Source organism: Sphingomonas panacis (assembly GCF_001717955.1).
Classification (GTDB): Bacteria; Pseudomonadota; Alphaproteobacteria; order Sphingomonadales; family Sphingomonadaceae; genus Sphingomonas; species Sphingomonas panacis.
Window position 1 is genome coordinate 2,711,735 of record NZ_CP014168.1, and the last position, 17,436, is coordinate 2,729,170.

A 17,436-nucleotide genomic window follows, 5' to 3' on the forward strand; every position below is an offset into this window, starting at 1 on the left:
GGGGGCGCAGGAGACATGGCCGATGAGCCCCGCAAGTATCGCCTTGAATCGTTTCGGTCTGGGCAATCGCCCGGACCAGCCGGTCCCGCCCGATCCCAAGGCGTGGCTGACCGCACAGTTCGCCAAATATGATCCCAAGCCGGACGCGATCCTCGCCGCGCCGACCAGCGCGGGCGTGTCTGCCGAACTCGCCGCCTATTTCCGCGACCAGCGGATGCTGCGCGAGCAGGCCAAGGCGGCCTCACCCGGCGCGTTGCCGCCGCGCACCGACGCGATGCGCGAGGCGGCGCAGTTCGCAAGGCGGGCCGGGCGGCAGGATTATGCCGGCGCGATCGGCGCGCGCGCGCAGACCGCGCTCGTTACCGACACGCCGTTCGTCGAGCGGCTGGTGTATTTCTGGTCGAACCATTTCGCGGTCTCCGCCGACAAGCTCGAACTGACCGGGCTTGCCGGCACGCTCGAATTCGAGGCGATCCGGCCGCATGTGCTGGGCACGTTCGGCGACATGCTCGGTGCGGTCGAGCGGCATCCGGCGATGCTGCTGTATCTCGATCAGGCGGTGTCGATCGGCCCGGACAGCGCGATCGGCCAGAAGCGCGGCGGCAAGGTCGGCCTCAACGAGAATCTCGCGCGCGAAATTCTCGAACTGCACACGCTCGGCGTGCGCAGCGGCTATACGCAGGCCGACGTCACCGAGTTCGCCCGCGCGATGACCGGCTGGACGGTGTCGGGGATCGGCCGCGCGCCCGGCGCGAAGCAGGCTGGCACCGATGGCCTGCCCGGCGACTTCCTGTTCGCCGACGCGATGCACCAGCCCGGCGACCGCAATATCATGGGCAAAGTCTATCCGGCGGGCGGGGTCGCGCAGGCGCAGGCGGTGCTCAACGATGTCGCGCTCAATCCGGCCACCGCGACTCATCTCGCCACCAAGCTGGCGCGGCATTTCGCGGGCGACACGCCGCCGCCGGCGATGGTCGCACGATTGCAGGCGGCGTATCTGCAATCGCACGGCGACTTGCCGACCGTGTACCGCGCGATCATCGACTCGCCCGAGGCGTGGGTCGAGACGCCGGTGAAGTTCCGCACCCCGTGGGAATGGTCGATCGGCGCGATGCGCGCGCTGGGGCAGAAGACGGCTGACGCGCAGGCGGTGACGGGGCTGATGACCCAGCTCGGCCAGCCGGTGTGGAAGCCGGGCCAGCCGGTCGGCTATGACGATATCGCCGGGAGCTGGGCCGGATCGGACGCGGTGATGCGCCGGGTCGAGGCGGCGGAGCGCTTCGCGCAACGGGCGCCGACCACGATTGACGCACGCGCGCTGGCGCCCAAGCTGTTCCCCGGCGCGGTCAGCCCCGCCACCACGCAGGCGCTGGCACGCGCCGAAAGCCAGGGGCAGGCGCTCGCGCTGCTGCTCGTCGCCCCTGAATTCCAGCGGAGATAGGACATGCTCGATCGTCGCACTTTCATCGGCACTGGCGTGCTCGGCCTCGCCGGGGCGTTCGCGCCGCGCATGGCGTTCGCCAAGGCGGCGACCGACCGCCGCTTCATCTTCATCATCCAGCGCGGCGCGGCGGACGGGCTACATATCGTCGCCCCGGTCGGCGATCCGGCGTTCGCGGGCGCGCGCGGCGCGTTCGCGGAGGATTTCGCGAGCGCGCCCAAGCTCGACGCGACCTTCGCGCTGCACCCGGCGTTGACGACGGTGAACGCGTTGTACGGGCAAAAGCAGGCGCTGTTCGCGCATGCCGTCGCCTCGCCGTATCGCGACCGATCGCATTTCGACGGGCAGAACGTGCTCGAGACCGGCGGCGCGAGCGCGTATCAGGTCAAGGACGGCTGGCTCAACCGGATGCTCGGGCTGCTCTCGCCGGGCGAAGCGAAGGCGATCGCGATCGCGACGGCGGTGCCGATGGCGCTGCGCGGGCCGCATGAGGTGTCGTCCTACGCGCCGTCGGCGTTGCCGCAGGCCTCCGACGATCTGATGCAGCGCGTGTCGATGCTCTATGCCGGCGACAGCCAGTTGCATGGGCTGTGGAGCGAGGCGCTGGCGACCCGCAACCTGACCGGCGACCTCGCCGCCGACAACGGCAAGACCGCCGCCGCGACCGGCGCGCTCGCCGCCAAGCTGCTCGCGCCGGCCGATGGCGCGCGGATCGCGATGATCGAGACCGGCGGCTGGGACACGCACGCCGGCCAGCGCGGCCGGCTGGCGACGCAGTTGAAGGGCCTCGACGGGATGATCGGCGGGCTCCAGACCGGGCTGGGTCCGGTGTGGGCCGATACGATGGTGCTGGTCGCGACCGAATTCGGTCGCACCGTCGCGGTCAACGGCACCGGCGGCACCGATCACGGCACGGGCGCGTGCGCGATGCTGCTCGGCGGCGCGGTGAAGGGCGGGCGGGTGATCGCCGACTGGCCGGGGCTGGCTCCGGCGGCGTTGTACGAGAACCGCGACCTGCGCGCGACGACCGCGCTGGATGGTTTCATCGCGGGGGCGACGGCGGCGCATTTCGGGATTTCCGGCGGGCGGGCGATGGCTGCGCTGTTCCCGGGCGCGCGCGGCGGCAAGGCGGTGACGGGGCTGGCGTGAGACGATGCCGCGCCGTAAAAACGCGGGCATGACGATCGACCTCATCTGCCTCGATGCCGACGATACCCTGTGGCACAATATGCGCCACTTCAACGGCGCCGAAGCCGCGTTCGCGCAGATCCTCGCGCCGTTCGTCGAGGCGGGCATCGCCTGCGAGCGGCTGCACGCGGTCGAGGCGGTCAACCTCGCGCATTATGGCTATGGCGCGAAGAGCTTCACCTTGTCGATGATCGAGACCGCGGTCGACCTGCTCGGCGATGCGGCGGCGGGGCGCGCGGTGGCGGACATCCTCGCGGTCGGGCGTGATCTGCTCGCGCATCCGGTCGAACTGCTGCCCGGCACCGCCGAGACGCTGACCGCGCTCGCCGGTCGCGGCCGGCTGGTGCTGGTGACGAAGGGCGACCTGCTCCACCAGGAAACCAAGATCGCCGCATCGGGGGTGGGCGAACTGTTCAGCGCGATCGAGATCGTCAGCGACAAATCGGTCGCGACCTTCGAACGGCTGTTTGGCCGCTTCGGGGTGGCGCCCGAACGCGCGGTGATGGCGGGCGATTCGATGCGATCGGACGTGCTGCCTGCGCTCGGGGCCGGGGCGTGGGCGGCGTATATCCCGCAGCCGGATGCGTGGCATCATGAGGCGGGCGACACCCCGGAGGCGCATCCGCGCTTCCGGCGGCTGGAGGCGCTGACCGAGCTGCCGGGGTGGATCGACGGGCTTGCGTGACCGTTGAGCCGCTATCGTGTTCTCCCGCGAACGCGGGAGTCCAGAGTGGCAAGAGCCGGAAGTCGTTGTTTGCTTGGCTCTGGATTCCCGCGTTCGCGGGAAAACACGATTAAAGCGGACGGCCTGAAACGCCGCTGTTGTCGAACAGGTGGCGCGCCGTTTGAACCGCGCCCGCCTCTGCGCTAAGGCGCGCGCTCGCTTGATACGACCGGAACCCACATGACCCTTTACGCCCGTTTCGCCGCGCATCTCGATGCGGCGCTCGATACGCTCGTTGCCGCCGGTGACGTGCCCGGCGGGCTCAACCGCGCGCCCGTGACGGTCGAGCCGCCGCGCGATGCCAGCCACGGCGATCTCGCCACCAACGCGGCGATGGTGCTGGCGAAGCCGGCGGGCACCAACCCGCGCGCGCTGGCGGAAAAGATCGCGGCCGAGCTGCGGCTTCTCGACGAGGTCGAGGACGTGTCGATCGCAGGGCCGGGCTTTATCAACATGAAGCTCAATGACGATAGCTGGCGCGCCGAACTGTCGGCGATCCGTGATGCCGGCGCCGATTACGGCCGCGCGACGATCGGGCGCGGCGTGACCGTCAACGTTGAATATGTCTCGGCAAACCCTACGGGTCCGATGCACATGGGGCATTGCCGCGGCGCGGTGGTGGGCGATGCGCTTGCCGCGTTGCTGGAGTTCGCCGGGCATAAGGTGATCCGCGAATATTATGTGAACGATGCGGGCGGGCAGGTCGATACGCTCGCGCGCTCGGCGCATCTGCGCTACCGCGAGGCGCTCGGTGCGGATATCGGCGCGATCCCCGAGGGGCTGTATCCGGGCGAGTATCTGGTGCCGGTCGGGCAGGCGCTGGCGGCCGAATATGGCGACCGCTTCGTCGACGCGCCCGAGAGCGACTGGCTGGTGCTGTTCCGCAAGGCGGCGGTGGCGGCGATGCTGGTGATGATCCGCGCCGATCTCGCGTTGCTCGGCATCCACCACGATCTGTTCTCGTCGGAAGCCGAATTGCAGGCGGCGGGCAAGCCCGAGGCCGCCGAGGCCGAATTGCGCGCGCGCGGGCTGATCTATGACGGCGTGCTCGAAGCGCCCAAGGGCCAGGAACTCGAAGACTGGGAGCCGGTGGTGCTGCCGCTGTTCCGATCGACCCAATTCGGCGACGATCAGGACCGGCCGATCCGCAAGTCGAACGGGCAGTGGACCTATTTCGGCGCCGATCTCGCCTATCATTACCAGAAGGCGCAATCCGCCGACGCGCTGATCGACGTCTGGGGCGCCGACCATGCCGGTACGGTCAAGCGCATCACCGCGGCGGTGCAGGCGCTGACCGGGGGCAAGACCCGCTTCGACGTCAAGCTCGTCCAGATGGTGCGGCTGCTGCGCGCGGGCGAGCCGGTGAAAATGTCCAAGCGCTCGGGCAATTTCGTGACGCTGGCCGATGTCGTGCGCGAAGTCGGCAAGGACGTGGTGCGCTTCACGATGCTGACTCGCAAGGCCGATGCGCAGATGGATTTCGACTTCGCCAAGGTGGTCGAGGCGTCGAAGGACAATCCGGTGTTCTACGTCCAGTACGCGCACGCGCGCATCGCCTCGCTGCACCGGCGCGCGGCCGAGGCGAATATCGTGTGCGAGGGGGTCGATTTGTCCCAGCTTGATACGGAAGACCTCGCGCTGGTGAAGCTCGCCGCGCAGTTCCCGCGTATCGTCGAGACGGCGGCCACCGCGCGCGAACCGCATAGAATCGCGTTCTATCTCTATGACTTGGCGGCATCTTTGCATGCGCAGTGGAATGTCGGCAACGACCGGGTAGACCGGCGCTTCCTGATCGCCGATAATCCCGCGATCACCTGCGCTCGGCTTTTCCTGGCCGATGCGATAGGGCAGATCATTCGCAACGGCCTCGGCATCATGGGTGTCGTGGCGGTCGAGGAGATGAACTGATGGCCTTCGGCAAGATCGATGCGGACGACGGGGATCGGCTGCCGTGGCTCGAGACCGCCGAAGATTATGACAACAAGGGGCCGTCGGCGCTGCACATCGTGCTGGTCGTGGCGGCTCTGCTCGCGGTGATCGCGGCGGCGATCCTGGGCTATCAGTTGCTGCGCAGCGCGCGCGACACCGGCGGCAACGGCGCGCTGATCGCCGCGCAGGAAGGCGACTATAAGGTCAAGCCCGACGAGCCGGGCGGGCTCAAGGTCGAAGGCGAGGGCGACAGCGCGATCGCGACGAGCAATGGTGCCGGCAGCGGCAACGCCTCGATCAACGTGAAAGCGATGCCCGAGGCGCCGATCGTCGGCAAGCGGGCTGCCCCTGCCGTCAAGGAAGGCGCCGGCGCGAGCAAGGCGGTGGTGGCGCTGCCGCCGTCGCACGGCAAGCTGGAAGCGAAGACGGCGACCCCGCCGGTCGCGCACGGCACGGCGGGCGGCGCGCTCGTTCAGCTCGGCGCGTTCCCGTCCGAAGCGGCGGCGAATGCGGCGTGGGCGAAGTTGTCGGGGCGGATTCCGTATCTCGCGCCGCTCGGCAAATCGGTGCAGGCGGCGGAGGTCAACGGACAGACCGCCTACCGGCTGCGCGTCAACGCGGGCAGCGCGAGCCAGGCGAGCGAATTGTGCGGCAAGCTCAAGGTCGCCGGCGAAGCGTGTTTCGTCGCGCGGGATTGAGCTGAGGGATCGGGCATAACGCCCACACCGTTCGCCCTGAGCGTGTCGAAGGGCGTGCCAAGCAGCGCAGCGCTTGGGGCACGTGCTTCGACACGCTCAGCACGAACGGGTATTTGGTTTCGGGCCGGGTTGGTCTCAACGCGCACCGCTGATATGCCGCGCTGATGAAGCCTGTCATCTTCGGCCTGTCCGGCCTTACCGTTACCGCCGACGAGCGCCGGTTCTTCGCTGAGAGCCAGCCGGTCGGCTTCATCCTGTTCCGCCGCAACATCGAGAGCCGCGCGCAGGTGCGGGCGCTGACCGATGATCTGCGTGCGCTGACCGGGCGCGACGATCTGCCGATCCTGATCGACCAGGAGGGCGGGCGGGTCGCGCGGATGGGGCCGCCGGAGTGGCCGGCGTTTCCGGCCGGGCCGGCGTTCGACGCGCTGTACGATGTCGCGCCGATCTCGGCGATCGAGGCGGCGCGCGCGCATGCCGAGGCTACCGGCGCGATGCTCGCCGAGGTCGGCGTCACCGTCGATTGCTGGCCGCTGCTCGACGTCGCGCAGCCCGATACCGCCGAGATCATCAGCATCCGCGCGCTCGGGCATGAGCCGATGCGCGTGGCGGCGCTGGGGCGGGCGATTCTCGACGGGTTGGCGCGCGCTGGCGTGGTGGGGGTGGTCAAGCATATGCCGGGGCATGGCCGGGCGTTGGTCGACAGCCATCTCGAACTGCCGCGCGTGACCGCCGATGACGCCGCGCTGGAGGTCGATCTCGAGCCGTTCCGCCGGCTCGCGGGCGCGCCGATGGGGATGACGACGCATATCGTGTTCGACGCGTGGGACGCCGCGCGCCCGGCGACGCTGTCGACGGTGGTGATCGAGCAGATCATTCGCGGCCGGATCGGGTTCGACGGGCTGTTGATGACCGACGATATCGACATGAAGGCGCTCTCGGGGACGGCGGGCGAGAAGGCCGCGGGGGCGATCGCGGCCGGGTGCGACGTGGTGCTCGATTGCTGGGGGCGGATGGACGAGATGGTCGAGATCGTCGGGCGGCTGGGCGAGATGTCGGAAGTGTCGCGGGCGCGGCTGGAGCGGGCGATGGCATCGGTCGCGGGCAAGCGCAGCGGCGTGGCGTTCGCGGATCTGGTCGCGAAGCGCGACGCGCTGCTGGCGCTGGTGTGATCTTTCCCGAGCGGGACCATTCCGTCACCCCAGCGCACGCTGGGGTCTCCCGGTGACGGCGCGCGCCCTCCCCGCAAAGACCCCAGCTTTCGCTGGGGTGACGGACGTTGGTCGGGTGACCGGTCGGCTCGGGGGTGAGCGCGCGCGATGACCGAACCCGAAACGCTCACGCTCGATCTCGATGGCTGGGAAGGGCCGCTCGACCTGCTGCTCGCGCTGGCGCGCAACCAGAAGGTCGATCTGCGCGAGATTTCGATTCTCGCGCTGGTCGATCAGTATCTCGCGTTCATCGCGGCGGCGGGGGAGATCAAGCTCGAACTCGCCGCCGATTATCTGGTGATGGCGGCGTGGCTGGCGTATCTCAAATCGGGATTGCTGCTGCCGCGCGACCCCGAGATCGAGCCGAGCCCCGAGGAACTCGCGCTGCGGCTGCAATTGCGGCTCGAACGCTTGAACGCGATGCGCGAGGCGGGCGCGCGGCTGATGGCGCGCGACCGGGTGGGGCGCGACGTGTTCCCGCGCGGTGCCCCCGAGGGCTTGCGTACCGTCCGCAAGGCGCTGTGGCAGGCGGAGATTTTCGACCTGATCGCCGCATATGGCCGGATCAGCGCGCGGACCCGGCCGGTGATGCACATCGTCGCCAACCGCCCGGTGATGACGCTGGAGGCGGCGCTGGAGCGTGTCGCGCGGCTGGTCGGGAGCGCGGTCGACTGGGCGGTGATCGAAAGCTTCCTGCCCGAGAGCGCTACGGGCGTGTTCCGCAAGTCGGCGCTCGCATCGTCGTTCCTCGCGGCGCTCGAACTGGCGCGGCAGGGGCGGGTCGAGTTGCAGCAGAAATCTCCATTCGCGCCGCTCTATCTGCGGGCGCCGCAATGACGGGCTTCCCCGAGTCCCGGCCGGACGACCTGAAGCGCGCGGTCGAGGCGATCGTGTTCGCCGCGACCGAACCGCTGACGATCGACGCGATCCGCGCGCATGTCGGCGAGAGCGCGAACGTGCGCGGCGCCCTCGATACGCTCGTCAGGGACTATGCCGGGCGCGGCATCGAACTGGTGCGGCGTGGCGAGCGCTGGCATTTCCAGACCGCCGCCGACATGGCGCATCTGCTGCGGCGCGACCGCGAGGAGCCGCGCAAGCTCAGCCGCGCCGGCATCGAGACGCTGGCGATCATCGCCTATCACGAACCCGCGACGCGCGCCGAGATCGAGGCGATTCGCGGCGTGCAGATTTCTAAGGGCACGATCGACGTGCTGATGGAGGCGGGCTGGGTGCGCCCGGCGGGGCGGCGCGAGGTGCCGGGGCGCCCGCTGCTCTATGCGACGACGCCCGAGTTTCTCGCCCATTTCGGCCTCGCCAGCCGCCGCGATCTGCCGGGGCTGGAGGATTTGCGCGCGGCCGGATTGCTCGATCCGGCCGATCTGACGCTGGAGATGGTGCCCGATGCGGGCGCCGACACGAACGAGGTGGCAAATCCTTCAGAAGAGGACTAGATAGAAACCATACCTAGGAGAAACATGATGGGTTTCGGTAGTCCAATTCACTGGCTCATTTTCGGCGTGCTCGCCATCCTCGTGCTGGGCGGTGGCCGGTTCTCGAGCATGATGGGCGATGTCGCCAAGGGCATCAAATCGTTCAAGAAGGGCATGGCCGAGGAAGACGAGCCGCGCTCGCCGAGCCGGATCGAAGCCAAGCCGGCGGCGGAACCCGCCTTCGACGCGCACGGCGAGAAGGTTCGCGAGGACCGCTAAGGCGTTTTACGAAGAAGGTTTCGCCTTAGAATGTTCGATTTCCAGCCGATGGAGTTGGTCGTCCTGGCGACGGTCGCGATCGTTGTGATTCCGCCGAAGGATCTGCCCAAGGCGATGCGGGTGGCCGGCTATTGGGTCGGCCGCATGCGCGGGGTCGCGCAGCAATTCCGCAGCGGCTTCGACACGATGGTGCGCGAGGCCGAACTGCACGAAATGGAAAAGAAATGGGCGGCGGAGAACGAGCGGATCATGCGCGAGCATCCGCCCACGCCCGCGCTGGAAGCGCCGCCGCTGGACGCGATCGACGCGCAACCGGCGATGCCGGCGCTGCCAGACTCGGAGCAGCATTATAGCGAGGACGGTCCGCCCATCTATGTCGAGCATCCCACGATCGTCGCGTCCGACGCGCCGGCGCCGGTGAACCTGGACAAGGCGGCGTCGTGAACGCGCCTGTTGATGAACTCGACGCGTCGCGCGCGCCGCTGCTGGATCATATCGTCGAGTTGCGGCGGCGGCTGCTCTACAGCCTCGGCGCGCTGGCGGTGGCTTTCGCGGTGTGCCTGTATTTCGCCGAACCGATCTTCGGCTGGCTGGTCCAGCCGCTGATCCGCGCGGGCCAGAAGCGGATTTATTATACCGGGCTGTTCGAAGCGTTCTTCGTCCAGCTCAAGGTCGGGCTGTTCGCCGGGCTGATGGTCTCGTTCCCGGTGATCGCCAATCAGCTGTGGCGATTTGTGTCACCGGGCCTGTATCGCAAGGAAAAGCGCGCGCTGCTGCCGTTCCTGATCGCGACGCCGTTCCTGTTCGCGACCGGCGCGGCGATGGCCTATTTCGCGGCGGTGCCGGCGGCGTTGCACTTCCTGCTGAGCTATCAGGGCAATGTCGGCGGGATCGAGCAGACCGCGCTGCCGGCGGTCGACAAATATCTCGATTTCGTGATGCAGTTCCTGTTCGCGTTCGGCATCGCCTTCCTGCTGCCGGTGGTGCTGATGCTGCTGGAGCGCGCAGGCATTGTCACGCGCAAGCAACTTGCCGGCGCGCGGCGCTACGCGATCGTCGGCTGCTTCGCGATCGCTTTGGTGCTGGCACCGCCCGACGCGGGATCGATGGTGATGCTCGCGGTGCCGCTGATCCTGCTCTACGAACTCGCGCTGATCGCGATCTGGTTCACCGAGAAGCGGCGCGGGCCGGTCGAGGTCGAGGTCGAGGCGGTTTAGCGCGCGGCATCCACGTAAAACTCCGTTCGCCCTGAGCTTGTCGAAGGGCGTGTCCGGAACACGTGCTTCGACAAGCTCAGCACGAGCGGGGTAGGGACGTGGCCCTTACCGCCGCCGGCTCCGGCGATCCGATGGCCTTGGCTGCGGCGTCGGCAGCGGCTGGATGAAATAGCTTTGCGGATGGCCCTGCAAATAGGGTGAACCCGGCGGCGGCATGATCGGCGCCGGGGCCGGGGTGGCCGGGCGGATCACGCCGATCCAGCCATCGGCGACGTCGCGGACCTGCGGGGCGGCGGGAAATTCTTGGCGGGCGCGGGCGAACAGCAGCCGGGCGCGCGCCGCGCCGGGCGTGGCGATCGACGCGCCGACCCAGCGCCAGTGCCACGGCTCCCACGTCACGCCCTGCGCATTGCCGGCGGGAAAACTCAGTTCGAAGCCATATTCGGGGGCGTGTGCGATCAGCCATTGCCCCGCCGGGGTACGCGCGAGGCATGGGCTGACATCGCCGCAGTCGCCGGTGGGGCGCAGGCCGAAGTCGATCGCATAGCCGGTGGCGTGCTCGCTATGCCCCGGCGGGCCGACCGCGCGGGCGCGGTCGGCGGCGTCGCGGCAGCCTCTGCGCGCGCCGCTATGGCTGCAGAACACCGCGCGCTGATGCTCGATCGTGCGGTAGCACGATACGCCGCGCAGGCGGTTGCCGATGCCGGGCGTCGCCGCCGCTGCCGCGAGCATCCGCGCGAGATCGGGCGCGGCGTCGCGCTGGACGTAGCAGGGTTGCCCGAGCGCGAAGCCGGCGGGGGCCGGGACGAGATCGGTGTGCGGCGCCTCGCGGTAGGGGATATGGCCGAACACGCGCCCATCGGCGCTGGGCGTGACCCATACGCCGGGAGACAATTGTTCGGGAGCCGCGGCCATTGCCAGCGAGGGTGCGGCGAGCGCCACCCATGCCAGTCGTGTCGTGTCGGAAAGTCTGTTGCGTCGCATCGTCGAAGCGCTCTGGCATGCGCGCGCTTGCGGTGGCAAGACGGCTTCATGCTTGCCAATCATGTTCTCTTCCTCGACGGCGAGGCGCTTGTCATCGACAAGCCCGCCGGTCTGCCCGTCGATCGCCCGCGCGACGGGTCGATCTCCCTTGAAAACCATATGGATGGGCTGACCTTCGGGTTCAAACGCTGGCCGCATCCGGTGCATCGGCTCGACCGCGACACGTCGGGCTGCCTGTTGCTGTCGCGCAACCCCAAGGCGCACGCGCGGCTCCAGCAGGCGTTCGAACAGGGGCTGGTGCAGAAGCGCTATCTCGCCGTGCTCGAAGGCGTGCCCGAGGGCGAATCGGGGCTGATCGATCTGCCGCTGCTCAAGGTGAGCACCGCAGAGACCGGGTGGCGGATGCAGGGCGACCCCGCCGGCAAGGCCTCGCGCACCGGCTGGCGCGTGCTGGCGGTGAAGGACGGGCGCGCGTTCGTCGAGTTCACGCCCGAGACCGGGCGCACCCACCAGATCCGCGTCCATGCCGCCGAGGCGCTCGGCGCGCCGGTGGTCGGCGATCCGATCTACGGCAGCGGTGGTGGCGAGACGTTGCTCCACGCCGCCGCGCTGACGATCCCGCGTGCTGGCAAGGAGCCGATCATCGCCGAGGCGCCGCTGCCCGAACGGTTCCTCAAGGCGGGCTTCGGCGGCTGAACGTGACGATCCCGTTTTCCAAGCGGTAGCGATCGGCTATCATCGCGCGATGGTCGCCATCCCCATCACGCGTTCGATTTCGATCGACGACAGCGAGCTTCTGGAGTCGACGACGCGGTCGGGCGGCCCCGGCGGCCAGCATGTCAACACCACCGACAGCGCGGTGATCCTGCGCTTCGATGTCGGCAACTCGCCGGGATTGCCGCTCGCGGTCAAGAACCGGATCGCCGTGCTGGCGGGATCGCGGTTGACGCGGGAGGGGGTTCTGGTTCTGCGCAGCGAAGGATCGCGCTCGCAGCATGAGAACCGTCAGGACGTGCGCGAGCGGCTGATCGCTCTCATCAAGGAAGCGACGATCGTGCCGAAGAAGCGTCGGCCGACCAAGCCGACCAAGGCTTCCCAGACGCGGCGCGTGGACGGCAAGGTGAAGCGATCGGGGGTCAAGGCCGGGCGCGGGCGCGTGACGATGGATTGAGCGGGGCCTCCGTTCGTCGGCACGAACGGTTTTTTGCGGATTATTCCAGATCCTCGGCCTCATAGAGCGGGCGGATTTCGATTTCGCTCGGGCCGGGCATTGGGTTGGGGCAGCGTTTCACCCAGGCGACCGCTTCGTCGACGTCCTTGACCGTCCAGATCCAGAAACCGGCGACCAGTTCACGGGTGGCCGGGAAGGGACCGTCGATGACAGTGCGGTCGGTGCCGTCGAAGGCGATGCGCTTGCCCTGCGACGAGGGTTTGAGGCCGATGCCGGTGTCGGGGGGCATGATGCCGGCGGCGATGAGTTGCTGATTGAACCGGCCCATCTCCGCCATCGCTTCAGGGTTCGGGGGCAGCGGGTTTTCGCTGTCCTCGGTAGCTTTCACGATCACCATCACGCGCATGTGTCGTCTCCCTGATCCAAAGAGCGATCAAATCATACCCGTTCGTGCCAAGCCTCACCCCTCGAACACCGACCAGCCGGTGCGTTGCACCAGCCTCTCCAGCGCGAGCGTGCCGAGTTGCGAATTGCCGCGATCGTTGAGGCCGGGCGACCAGACCGCGATGCTTGCGCGACCCGGCGCGACCGCGAGGATGCCGCCGCCGACGCCCGATTTGGCGGGCAGGCCGACGCGGAAGGCGAATTCGCCCGAGCCGTCGTAATGGCCGCACGTCAGCATCAGCGCGTTGATTCGGCGCGCGCGCTGGGGCGAGACCACCGAATGGCCGGTGGTCGGGTTGCGCCCGCTGCGCATCAGATAGCGGCCGGCGAGGGCGAGTTGGCGGCAGCTCATCGCCAGCGCGCATTGGTGGAAATAGACGCCGAGCACGCGGTCGACATCATGGTGGAGGTTGCCGAACGCGCGCATGTAATTGGCGAGCGCCTTGTTGCGGTATCCGGTCGCTTGTTCGGCGGCGGCGACCTGGTTGTCGATGAAGATGCCGTCCTCGCCGGCGAGCGCGCGCACGAAGCGCAGCAGCTCGGCGATCACCTCGGCGGGCTGGCGGTTGCCGAGCAGGATGTCGGAGATGACGATCGCGCCGGCATTGAGGAACGGGTTGCGCGGGATGCCGCGTTCGGTCTCCAACTGCACGATCGAGTTGAACGCGGTGCCCGACGGCTCGCGGCCCACGCGCTTCCACACCGAATCGCCGCCCGCGCCGAGCGCGAGCGTGAGGCCGAACACCTTGGCGACGCTTTGCACCGAGAACGCTTCCTCGGCATCGCCCGCGCTGTGGCAGGCGCCGTCGGCGTCGATGACGGCGATGCCGAACTTGCGTGGATCGACCGCGCCGAGCGGGGCGATGTAATCGGCGACCGCGCCGCGATCGGGCGCGTCCGCCATTTCGGCGGCGATCTCGGCGACGATCGTGGAGAGATTGGGCATTGCCGAAGCGTAGCGGGCGGGATCGGGGGCGTCAGCTACGTTATGACCGCACGTGCGCGCGCCGCCGAGCGAGAGCCGGACAGGACGCGATCGGCGGCGCCTGGGATTCTGGACTCCCGCTTGCGCGGGAGAACAGGAAGGATCGCGCAAAGTCTCGTCTCGCGTGGGTGGCGCGCTGCGCTGTGGTCTGGCACAGGCAGGCGATGACGCGATCGTGGGTATCGGTAGCGCGCGAGCGCCTCGGGCGCTGGGTGCGCGGGCGCAAGCATGGGCTGGACCTGCCGCTCGGCGTGTTCCGGCGGCGGATCGCGACCGGGATCGGCGCGGTGTTGCTCGGGCTGGTGGCGCTGCTGTTCGCCAAGGCGGGCGACTGGGCGCAGCATCTGTTCGCGCAAGGCGTGGCGCGCTGGCCCTATGCGCCGCTGCTGGTCAGCCCGGCGATCTTCGCCTGCATCACCTGGGCGACGATGCGCTGGGTTCCGCAGGCGCGCGGATCGGGCATTCCGCAGGTGATCGCGGCGAGCCGCACGCCCGAGCGGTCATCGCTGGGGCCATTGGTGTCGCTGCGCACCGCGCTCGCCAAGATCGCGATGACGGTGGTGATGCTGTTCGCGGGCGCGTCGGTCGGGCGCGAGGGGCCGACTGTGCAGGTCAGCGCGGCGATCATGATCGCGGTCCACCGGCTGCTGCGCGTGCCGATCACCGCGGGCGTGCTGATCGCGGGCGGCGCGGCTGGCGTGGCGGCGGCGTTCAACACGCCGCTGGCGGGGGTCGCCTTTGCGATCGAGGAGCTTGCCTCGGCGTATGAGCAGCGCGTCGCGGTGCTGGTGATGGCGGCGGTGATGATCTCGGGGCTGGTGAGCCTCGGCATCGCCGGGGACTACGTCTATTTCGGAACGATGCGGCAGACGCTGCCGATTCTGTCGGTGTTGCTGATCTGCCCGGTCGCGGGTGTGGTCGGCGGGGTGAGTGGCGGGCTGTTCAGCCGGATCGTGCTGGCGTTCGGCGCGCCCAAACATCGCTGGCTGGTGCGGTTGCGGTCGCGGCCGGTGCTGTTCTCGGCCGGCTGCGGGCTGGTCGTCGCGGTCGTCGGCATCACCAGCGGCGGGGCGCTGTGGGGCACCGGCTATGACGCGACCCGGCATCTCGTCGAGGGCGGCGCCGGTTCGTTGTGGTTCGGGCCGGGCAAGGCGATCGCGACGCTGGCGACGACGCTGAGCGGCACGCCCGGCGGCATCTTCGCGCCGTCGCTGGCGGTGGGCGCGGGGATCGGGCATCTCGTGGCGGCGGCGTTCCCCAACGATCCGGGCGGCGCGGTGGTGACGCTCGGCATGGTCGCCTATTTCGTCGGCGTGGTGCGCGCGCCGCTGACCGCGGTCATCATCATCACCGAGACGACCGCGAGCCGGGGCATGATCCTGCCGCTGTTCGCGACCGCGCTAATCGCCGATGCGGTGAGCGCGGTGATATCGCCCGAGCGGCTGTACCACGGCCTGTCGCGCGCGTTCGTGGAGCCGGCGCGCGACCCGGTGACGGATCGCACCTAACCGAAGGTATCGGGTTGCACGCTGGCTGTGACATCGCCGATACTCCGGCCATGAGCACGATCGACACGCGCAGCCACCAGATGTTCCCCACGCTCGACGCAGGCCAGATCGCGGTCGCGCGCCGGTTCGCGAGCGGGCCGGCACGGCACTTCGCGGCGGGTGAGGCGCTGTACGAGATCGGCGAGATCGGCGCGCCGGCCTGGCTGGTGCTCGACGGCACGATCGACGTGACCCGGCGTGACGGGCTTAACCGCGAAGCGACGATCACGGTGCATGACGCCGGCCAGTTCAGCGGCGAGGTGTCGCAGCTTTCGGGGCGGCCGACGATCGCCGCCGGGGTGGCGGGCGCGGACGGCTGCACCGCCCTGCCGTTCGACGCGGCGCATCTGCGCGCGCTGATGGTCGGATCGGCCGATCTCGGCGAGATCGTGATGCGCGCGCTGATCCTGCGCCGGGTCGGGCTGATCGAGGAGGGCGGGGCCGGATCGATTCTGATCGGCGCGCCGAACAGCCCCGAAGTCGTGCGGTTGCAGGGCTTCCTGACGCGCAACGGCTATCCCAATCAGGTGCTCGACGCTGAATCGGACGAGGAGGGCCACGCGCTGGTCGAGCGGATCGGCGTGCTGCCCGAGGAATTGCCGCTGATGGTGTGCCCCAACGGCACGATCCTCAAGCGGCCGACCGACACCGAGGCGGCGGCGTGCCTGGGCATGACCCCCAAGCTTGACCCCGAGAAGCTGTACGATGTGGCGATCGTCGGCGCCGGCCCGGCGGGGCTGGCGGCGGCGGTCTATGCTGCGTCCGAGGGGCTGGCGGTGGTGGTGCTCGACGAGCGCGCGACCGGCGGGCAGGCGGGTGCGTCGAGTAGAATCGAGAATTATCTCGGCTTTCCGACCGGCATTTCGGGGCGCGCGCTGGCGGGGCGTGCGTTCAATCAGGCGCTCAAGTTCGGGGCGGAAGTGGCGGTGCCGCTCGGTGTCGAGCGGCTCGATTGTGCCAAGACTCACGCCGCCGGCGATCCGCTCGGGCTGATGCTGACGGGCGGCGGCAGGATTCAGGCGCGCACGGTGATCGTCGCGAGCGGCGCGCGCTATCGCAAGCCGGCGATCGACAATCTCGCCACGTTCGACGGTGACGGGGTTTCGTACTGGGCGTCGCCGATCGAAGCGAAATTGTGCGAGGGCGAACGGATCGCGCTGGTCGGCGGCGGAAATTCGGCGGGACAGGCGGTGGTGTTCCTCGCCGGCAAGGTCAAGCATCTCGACCTCGTCGTGCGGCGCGACCTGCGCGAGACGATGTCGCGCTATTTGATCGAGCGGATCGCCGCGCTTCCCAATGTGACGATCCATGTCGGCTCCGAGGTGGTCGGGCTGGAGGGGGACCATGCGAGCGGGCTGACCGCGGCGATCTTCCAGGACAAGGCGACCGGCGAGACGCGGCGCTGTCCGCTGCGGCACCTGTTCCTGTTCATCGGCGCGGACCCCAACGCGGGCTGGGTGGAGGGCTGCGTCGAGACCGACGACAAGGGCTTCATCGTCACCGGCGGATCGTCGCTGCCGCTCCAGACCAGCCTGCCCGGCGTGTTCGCGATCGGCGACGTGCGGGCGGGATCGACCAAGCGAGTCGCGGCGGCGGTGGGCGAGGGCGCGGCGGTGGTGTCGCAGATCCACGCGTTGCTCGCCGAATGAGCGACCCGTTCGATCTGGAGCGCTTTGTGGAGGCGCAAGCCGATGCCTATGCGACCGCGCTGGCAGAGGTACGGCGCGGCGCCAAGCGCAGCCATTGGATGTGGTTCGTGTTTCCGCAGATCGCCGGCTTGGGATCGAGCGGGATGGCGCGGCGCTATGCGATCCAGTCGATCGAGGAGGCGCGGGCGTATCTTGCGCATCCGGTGCTGGGCGGGCGGCTGCGCGAGATCACGGCGGCGTTGCAGGATCTGCCGCCGAGCGCGCCCGAGGCGGTATTCGGGGCGATCGACGCGGTGAAATTGCGGTCTTCGCTGACGTTGTTCGAGGCGGCGGGCGGGGGTGCGCTGTTCGGCGCGGCGCTCGATCGCTGGTATGGCGGGGAACGGGATACGGCGACTTTGGCGCGGATCGGGTAATGCGTCGCCCCGGCGGAGACCGGGGCCGTTGCGTGTTTTGCGCGCCGGTTGCCCCGAACGCAGCGGCCCCGGCCTTCGCCGGGGCGACGGTCTGCGGCTTTCGCGTGCGTAAAGCTATGCTAT

Annotated in this window: 19 protein-coding genes; 16 read left to right on the plus strand and 3 right to left on the minus strand. The window is 69.0% G+C overall.

The window, feature by feature from the left end:
* Positions 1–22 precede the first annotated feature (22 nt).
* The 11 genes from J0A91_RS12420 to tatC all read left to right on the plus strand — a co-directional run bounded on the left by J0A91_RS12420 (position 23) and on the right by tatC (position 10,117).
* The gene (locus J0A91_RS12420) at positions 23–1,441 is read left to right on the plus strand and encodes a DUF1800 domain-containing protein (protein ID WP_150126908.1); all 1,419 of its coding nucleotides are present in this window, start codon (positions 23–25) and stop codon (positions 1,439–1,441) included.
* Positions 1,442–1,444: 3 nt separating this feature from the next.
* Entirely contained in the window at positions 1,445–2,590 is a 1,146-nt protein-coding gene (locus J0A91_RS12425) for a DUF1501 domain-containing protein (protein WP_069205173.1), read from the plus strand.
* Between the two features lie 28 nt (positions 2,591–2,618).
* Positions 2,619–3,314, plus strand: coding sequence for an HAD family hydrolase (locus J0A91_RS12430; protein WP_069205174.1), 696 nt, complete (start codon positions 2,619–2,621; stop codon positions 3,312–3,314).
* A gap of 219 nt (positions 3,315–3,533) precedes the next feature.
* Complete coding sequence (argS, locus tag J0A91_RS12435; protein ID WP_069205175.1) at positions 3,534–5,261, plus strand: arginine--tRNA ligase; 1,728 nt, start codon at positions 3,534–3,536, stop codon at positions 5,259–5,261.
* Complete coding sequence (locus J0A91_RS12440) at positions 5,261–5,980, plus strand: SPOR domain-containing protein (protein WP_069205176.1); 720 nt, start codon at positions 5,261–5,263, stop codon at positions 5,978–5,980. The genes argS and J0A91_RS12440 overlap by 1 nt, the downstream gene beginning before the upstream one ends.
* 164 nt (positions 5,981–6,144) lie before the next feature.
* The gene (locus J0A91_RS12445; protein WP_069205177.1) at positions 6,145–7,152 is read left to right on the plus strand and encodes a glycoside hydrolase family 3 N-terminal domain-containing protein; all 1,008 of its coding nucleotides are present in this window, start codon (positions 6,145–6,147) and stop codon (positions 7,150–7,152) included.
* 147 nt (positions 7,153–7,299) lie between these two features.
* Positions 7,300–8,028, plus strand: a complete 729-nt coding sequence (locus J0A91_RS12450) for a segregation and condensation protein A (protein WP_069205178.1) — start codon at positions 7,300–7,302, stop codon at positions 8,026–8,028.
* Positions 8,025–8,642 carry an SMC-Scp complex subunit ScpB gene (gene scpB, locus J0A91_RS12455; protein ID WP_069205179.1) on the plus strand — a complete coding sequence of 206 codons (618 nt, stop codon included), beginning with the start codon at positions 8,025–8,027 and terminating at the stop codon, positions 8,640–8,642. Before J0A91_RS12450 ends, scpB begins: the two co-directional genes overlap by 4 nt.
* 27 nt (positions 8,643–8,669) lie before the next feature.
* Positions 8,670–8,900: a twin-arginine translocase TatA/TatE family subunit gene (locus tag J0A91_RS12460; protein ID WP_069207275.1), complete on the plus strand. Its 231-nt coding sequence runs from the start codon at positions 8,670–8,672 to the stop codon at positions 8,898–8,900.
* Between the two features lie 30 nt (positions 8,901–8,930).
* Entirely contained in the window at positions 8,931–9,344 is a 414-nt protein-coding gene (locus J0A91_RS12465) for a twin-arginine translocase TatA/TatE family subunit (RefSeq protein WP_069205180.1), read from the plus strand.
* Positions 9,341–10,117 carry a twin-arginine translocase subunit TatC gene (gene tatC / locus J0A91_RS12470; protein WP_069205181.1) on the plus strand — a complete coding sequence of 259 codons (777 nt, stop codon included), beginning with the start codon at positions 9,341–9,343 and terminating at the stop codon, positions 10,115–10,117. Before J0A91_RS12465 ends, tatC begins: the two co-directional genes overlap by 4 nt.
* A 105-nt stretch (positions 10,118–10,222) precedes the next feature.
* Here the strand turns inward: tatC and J0A91_RS12475 are convergent, their stop codons facing one another.
* Positions 10,223–11,164 (minus strand): M15 family metallopeptidase, encoded by a 942-nt coding sequence (locus J0A91_RS12475; RefSeq protein WP_240501992.1) that lies wholly within the window; start codon positions 11,162–11,164, stop codon positions 10,223–10,225.
* Between J0A91_RS12475 and J0A91_RS12480 the strand changes: the two genes are divergently transcribed.
* Both J0A91_RS12480 and arfB read left to right on the plus strand, forming a co-directional pair.
* Positions 11,150–11,797 carry an RluA family pseudouridine synthase gene (locus J0A91_RS12480; protein ID WP_069207276.1) on the plus strand — a complete coding sequence of 216 codons (648 nt, stop codon included), beginning with the start codon at positions 11,150–11,152 and terminating at the stop codon, positions 11,795–11,797. The genes J0A91_RS12475 and J0A91_RS12480 overlap by 15 nt on opposite strands.
* Before the next feature lie 49 nt (positions 11,798–11,846).
* The gene (gene arfB / locus J0A91_RS12485) at positions 11,847–12,272 is read left to right on the plus strand and encodes an alternative ribosome rescue aminoacyl-tRNA hydrolase ArfB (RefSeq protein ID WP_069205183.1); all 426 of its coding nucleotides are present in this window, start codon (positions 11,847–11,849) and stop codon (positions 12,270–12,272) included.
* Positions 12,273–12,312: 40 nt separating this feature from the next.
* Here arfB and J0A91_RS12490 read toward each other — a convergent pair whose 3' ends face one another.
* Together J0A91_RS12490 and J0A91_RS12495 are read right to left on the minus strand one after the other, a co-directional pair.
* Positions 12,313–12,678, minus strand: a complete 366-nt coding sequence (locus tag J0A91_RS12490) for a YciI family protein (RefSeq protein ID WP_069205184.1) — start codon at positions 12,676–12,678, stop codon at positions 12,313–12,315.
* Positions 12,679–12,732: 54 nt separating this feature from the next.
* Complete coding sequence (locus tag J0A91_RS12495) at positions 12,733–13,662, minus strand: glutaminase (protein WP_069205185.1); 930 nt, start codon at positions 13,660–13,662, stop codon at positions 12,733–12,735.
* Positions 13,663–13,865: 203 nt separating this feature from the next.
* On the opposite strand from J0A91_RS12495, the gene J0A91_RS12500 reads away from it, so the two are divergent.
* From J0A91_RS12500 to J0A91_RS12510, 3 genes are read left to right on the plus strand one after another with little or no spacing between them, the layout of a single operon-like run.
* Positions 13,866–15,209, plus strand: coding sequence for a chloride channel protein (locus J0A91_RS12500; RefSeq protein ID WP_069207277.1), 1,344 nt, complete (start codon positions 13,866–13,868; stop codon positions 15,207–15,209).
* Between the two features lie 50 nt (positions 15,210–15,259).
* Positions 15,260–16,897 (plus strand): FAD-dependent oxidoreductase, encoded by a 1,638-nt coding sequence (locus J0A91_RS12505; RefSeq protein ID WP_069205186.1) that lies wholly within the window; start codon positions 15,260–15,262, stop codon positions 16,895–16,897.
* Positions 16,894–17,313 (plus strand): DUF1810 domain-containing protein, encoded by a 420-nt coding sequence (locus J0A91_RS12510; RefSeq protein WP_069205187.1) that lies wholly within the window; start codon positions 16,894–16,896, stop codon positions 17,311–17,313. The genes J0A91_RS12505 and J0A91_RS12510 overlap by 4 nt, the downstream gene beginning before the upstream one ends.
* The last annotated feature ends 123 nt before the right edge of the window (positions 17,314–17,436 follow it).

Excerpts from the sequence above, each read along its gene's own strand:
- J0A91_RS12425 (WP_069205173.1), top strand. The coding sequence starts at position 1,445 with ATGCTCGATCGTCGCACTTTCATCGGCACTGGCGTGCTCGGCCTCGCC.
- J0A91_RS12460 (WP_069207275.1), top strand. The coding sequence starts at position 8,670 with ATGGGTTTCGGTAGTCCAATTCACTGGCTCATTTTCGGCGTGCTCGCC.
- J0A91_RS12500 (WP_069207277.1), top strand. The coding sequence starts at position 13,866 with ATGACGCGATCGTGGGTATCGGTAGCGCGCGAGCGCCTCGGGCGCTGG.
- J0A91_RS12475 (WP_240501992.1), bottom strand. The coding sequence starts at position 11,164 with ATGATTGGCAAGCATGAAGCCGTCTTGCCACCGCAAGCGCGCGCATGC.
- J0A91_RS12510 (WP_069205187.1), top strand. The coding sequence starts at position 16,894 with ATGAGCGACCCGTTCGATCTGGAGCGCTTTGTGGAGGCGCAAGCCGAT.
- J0A91_RS12495 (WP_069205185.1), bottom strand. The coding sequence starts at position 13,662 with ATGCCCAATCTCTCCACGATCGTCGCCGAGATCGCCGCCGAAATGGCG.
- J0A91_RS12440 (WP_069205176.1), top strand. The coding sequence starts at position 5,261 with ATGGCCTTCGGCAAGATCGATGCGGACGACGGGGATCGGCTGCCGTGG.
- J0A91_RS12430 (WP_069205174.1), top strand. The coding sequence starts at position 2,619 with ATGACGATCGACCTCATCTGCCTCGATGCCGACGATACCCTGTGGCAC.
- J0A91_RS12465 (WP_069205180.1), top strand. The coding sequence starts at position 8,931 with ATGTTCGATTTCCAGCCGATGGAGTTGGTCGTCCTGGCGACGGTCGCG.
- scpB (WP_069205179.1), top strand. The coding sequence starts at position 8,025 with ATGACGGGCTTCCCCGAGTCCCGGCCGGACGACCTGAAGCGCGCGGTC.
- J0A91_RS12445 (WP_069205177.1), top strand. The coding sequence starts at position 6,145 with ATGAAGCCTGTCATCTTCGGCCTGTCCGGCCTTACCGTTACCGCCGAC.
- argS (WP_069205175.1), top strand. The coding sequence starts at position 3,534 with ATGACCCTTTACGCCCGTTTCGCCGCGCATCTCGATGCGGCGCTCGAT.
- arfB (WP_069205183.1), top strand. The coding sequence starts at position 11,847 with ATGGTCGCCATCCCCATCACGCGTTCGATTTCGATCGACGACAGCGAG.
- J0A91_RS12420 (WP_150126908.1), top strand. The coding sequence starts at position 23 with ATGAGCCCCGCAAGTATCGCCTTGAATCGTTTCGGTCTGGGCAATCGC.
- J0A91_RS12505 (WP_069205186.1), top strand. The coding sequence starts at position 15,260 with ATGAGCACGATCGACACGCGCAGCCACCAGATGTTCCCCACGCTCGAC.
- J0A91_RS12490 (WP_069205184.1), bottom strand. The coding sequence starts at position 12,678 with ATGCGCGTGATGGTGATCGTGAAAGCTACCGAGGACAGCGAAAACCCG.
- J0A91_RS12480 (WP_069207276.1), top strand. The coding sequence starts at position 11,150 with ATGCTTGCCAATCATGTTCTCTTCCTCGACGGCGAGGCGCTTGTCATC.
- J0A91_RS12450 (WP_069205178.1), top strand. The coding sequence starts at position 7,300 with ATGACCGAACCCGAAACGCTCACGCTCGATCTCGATGGCTGGGAAGGG.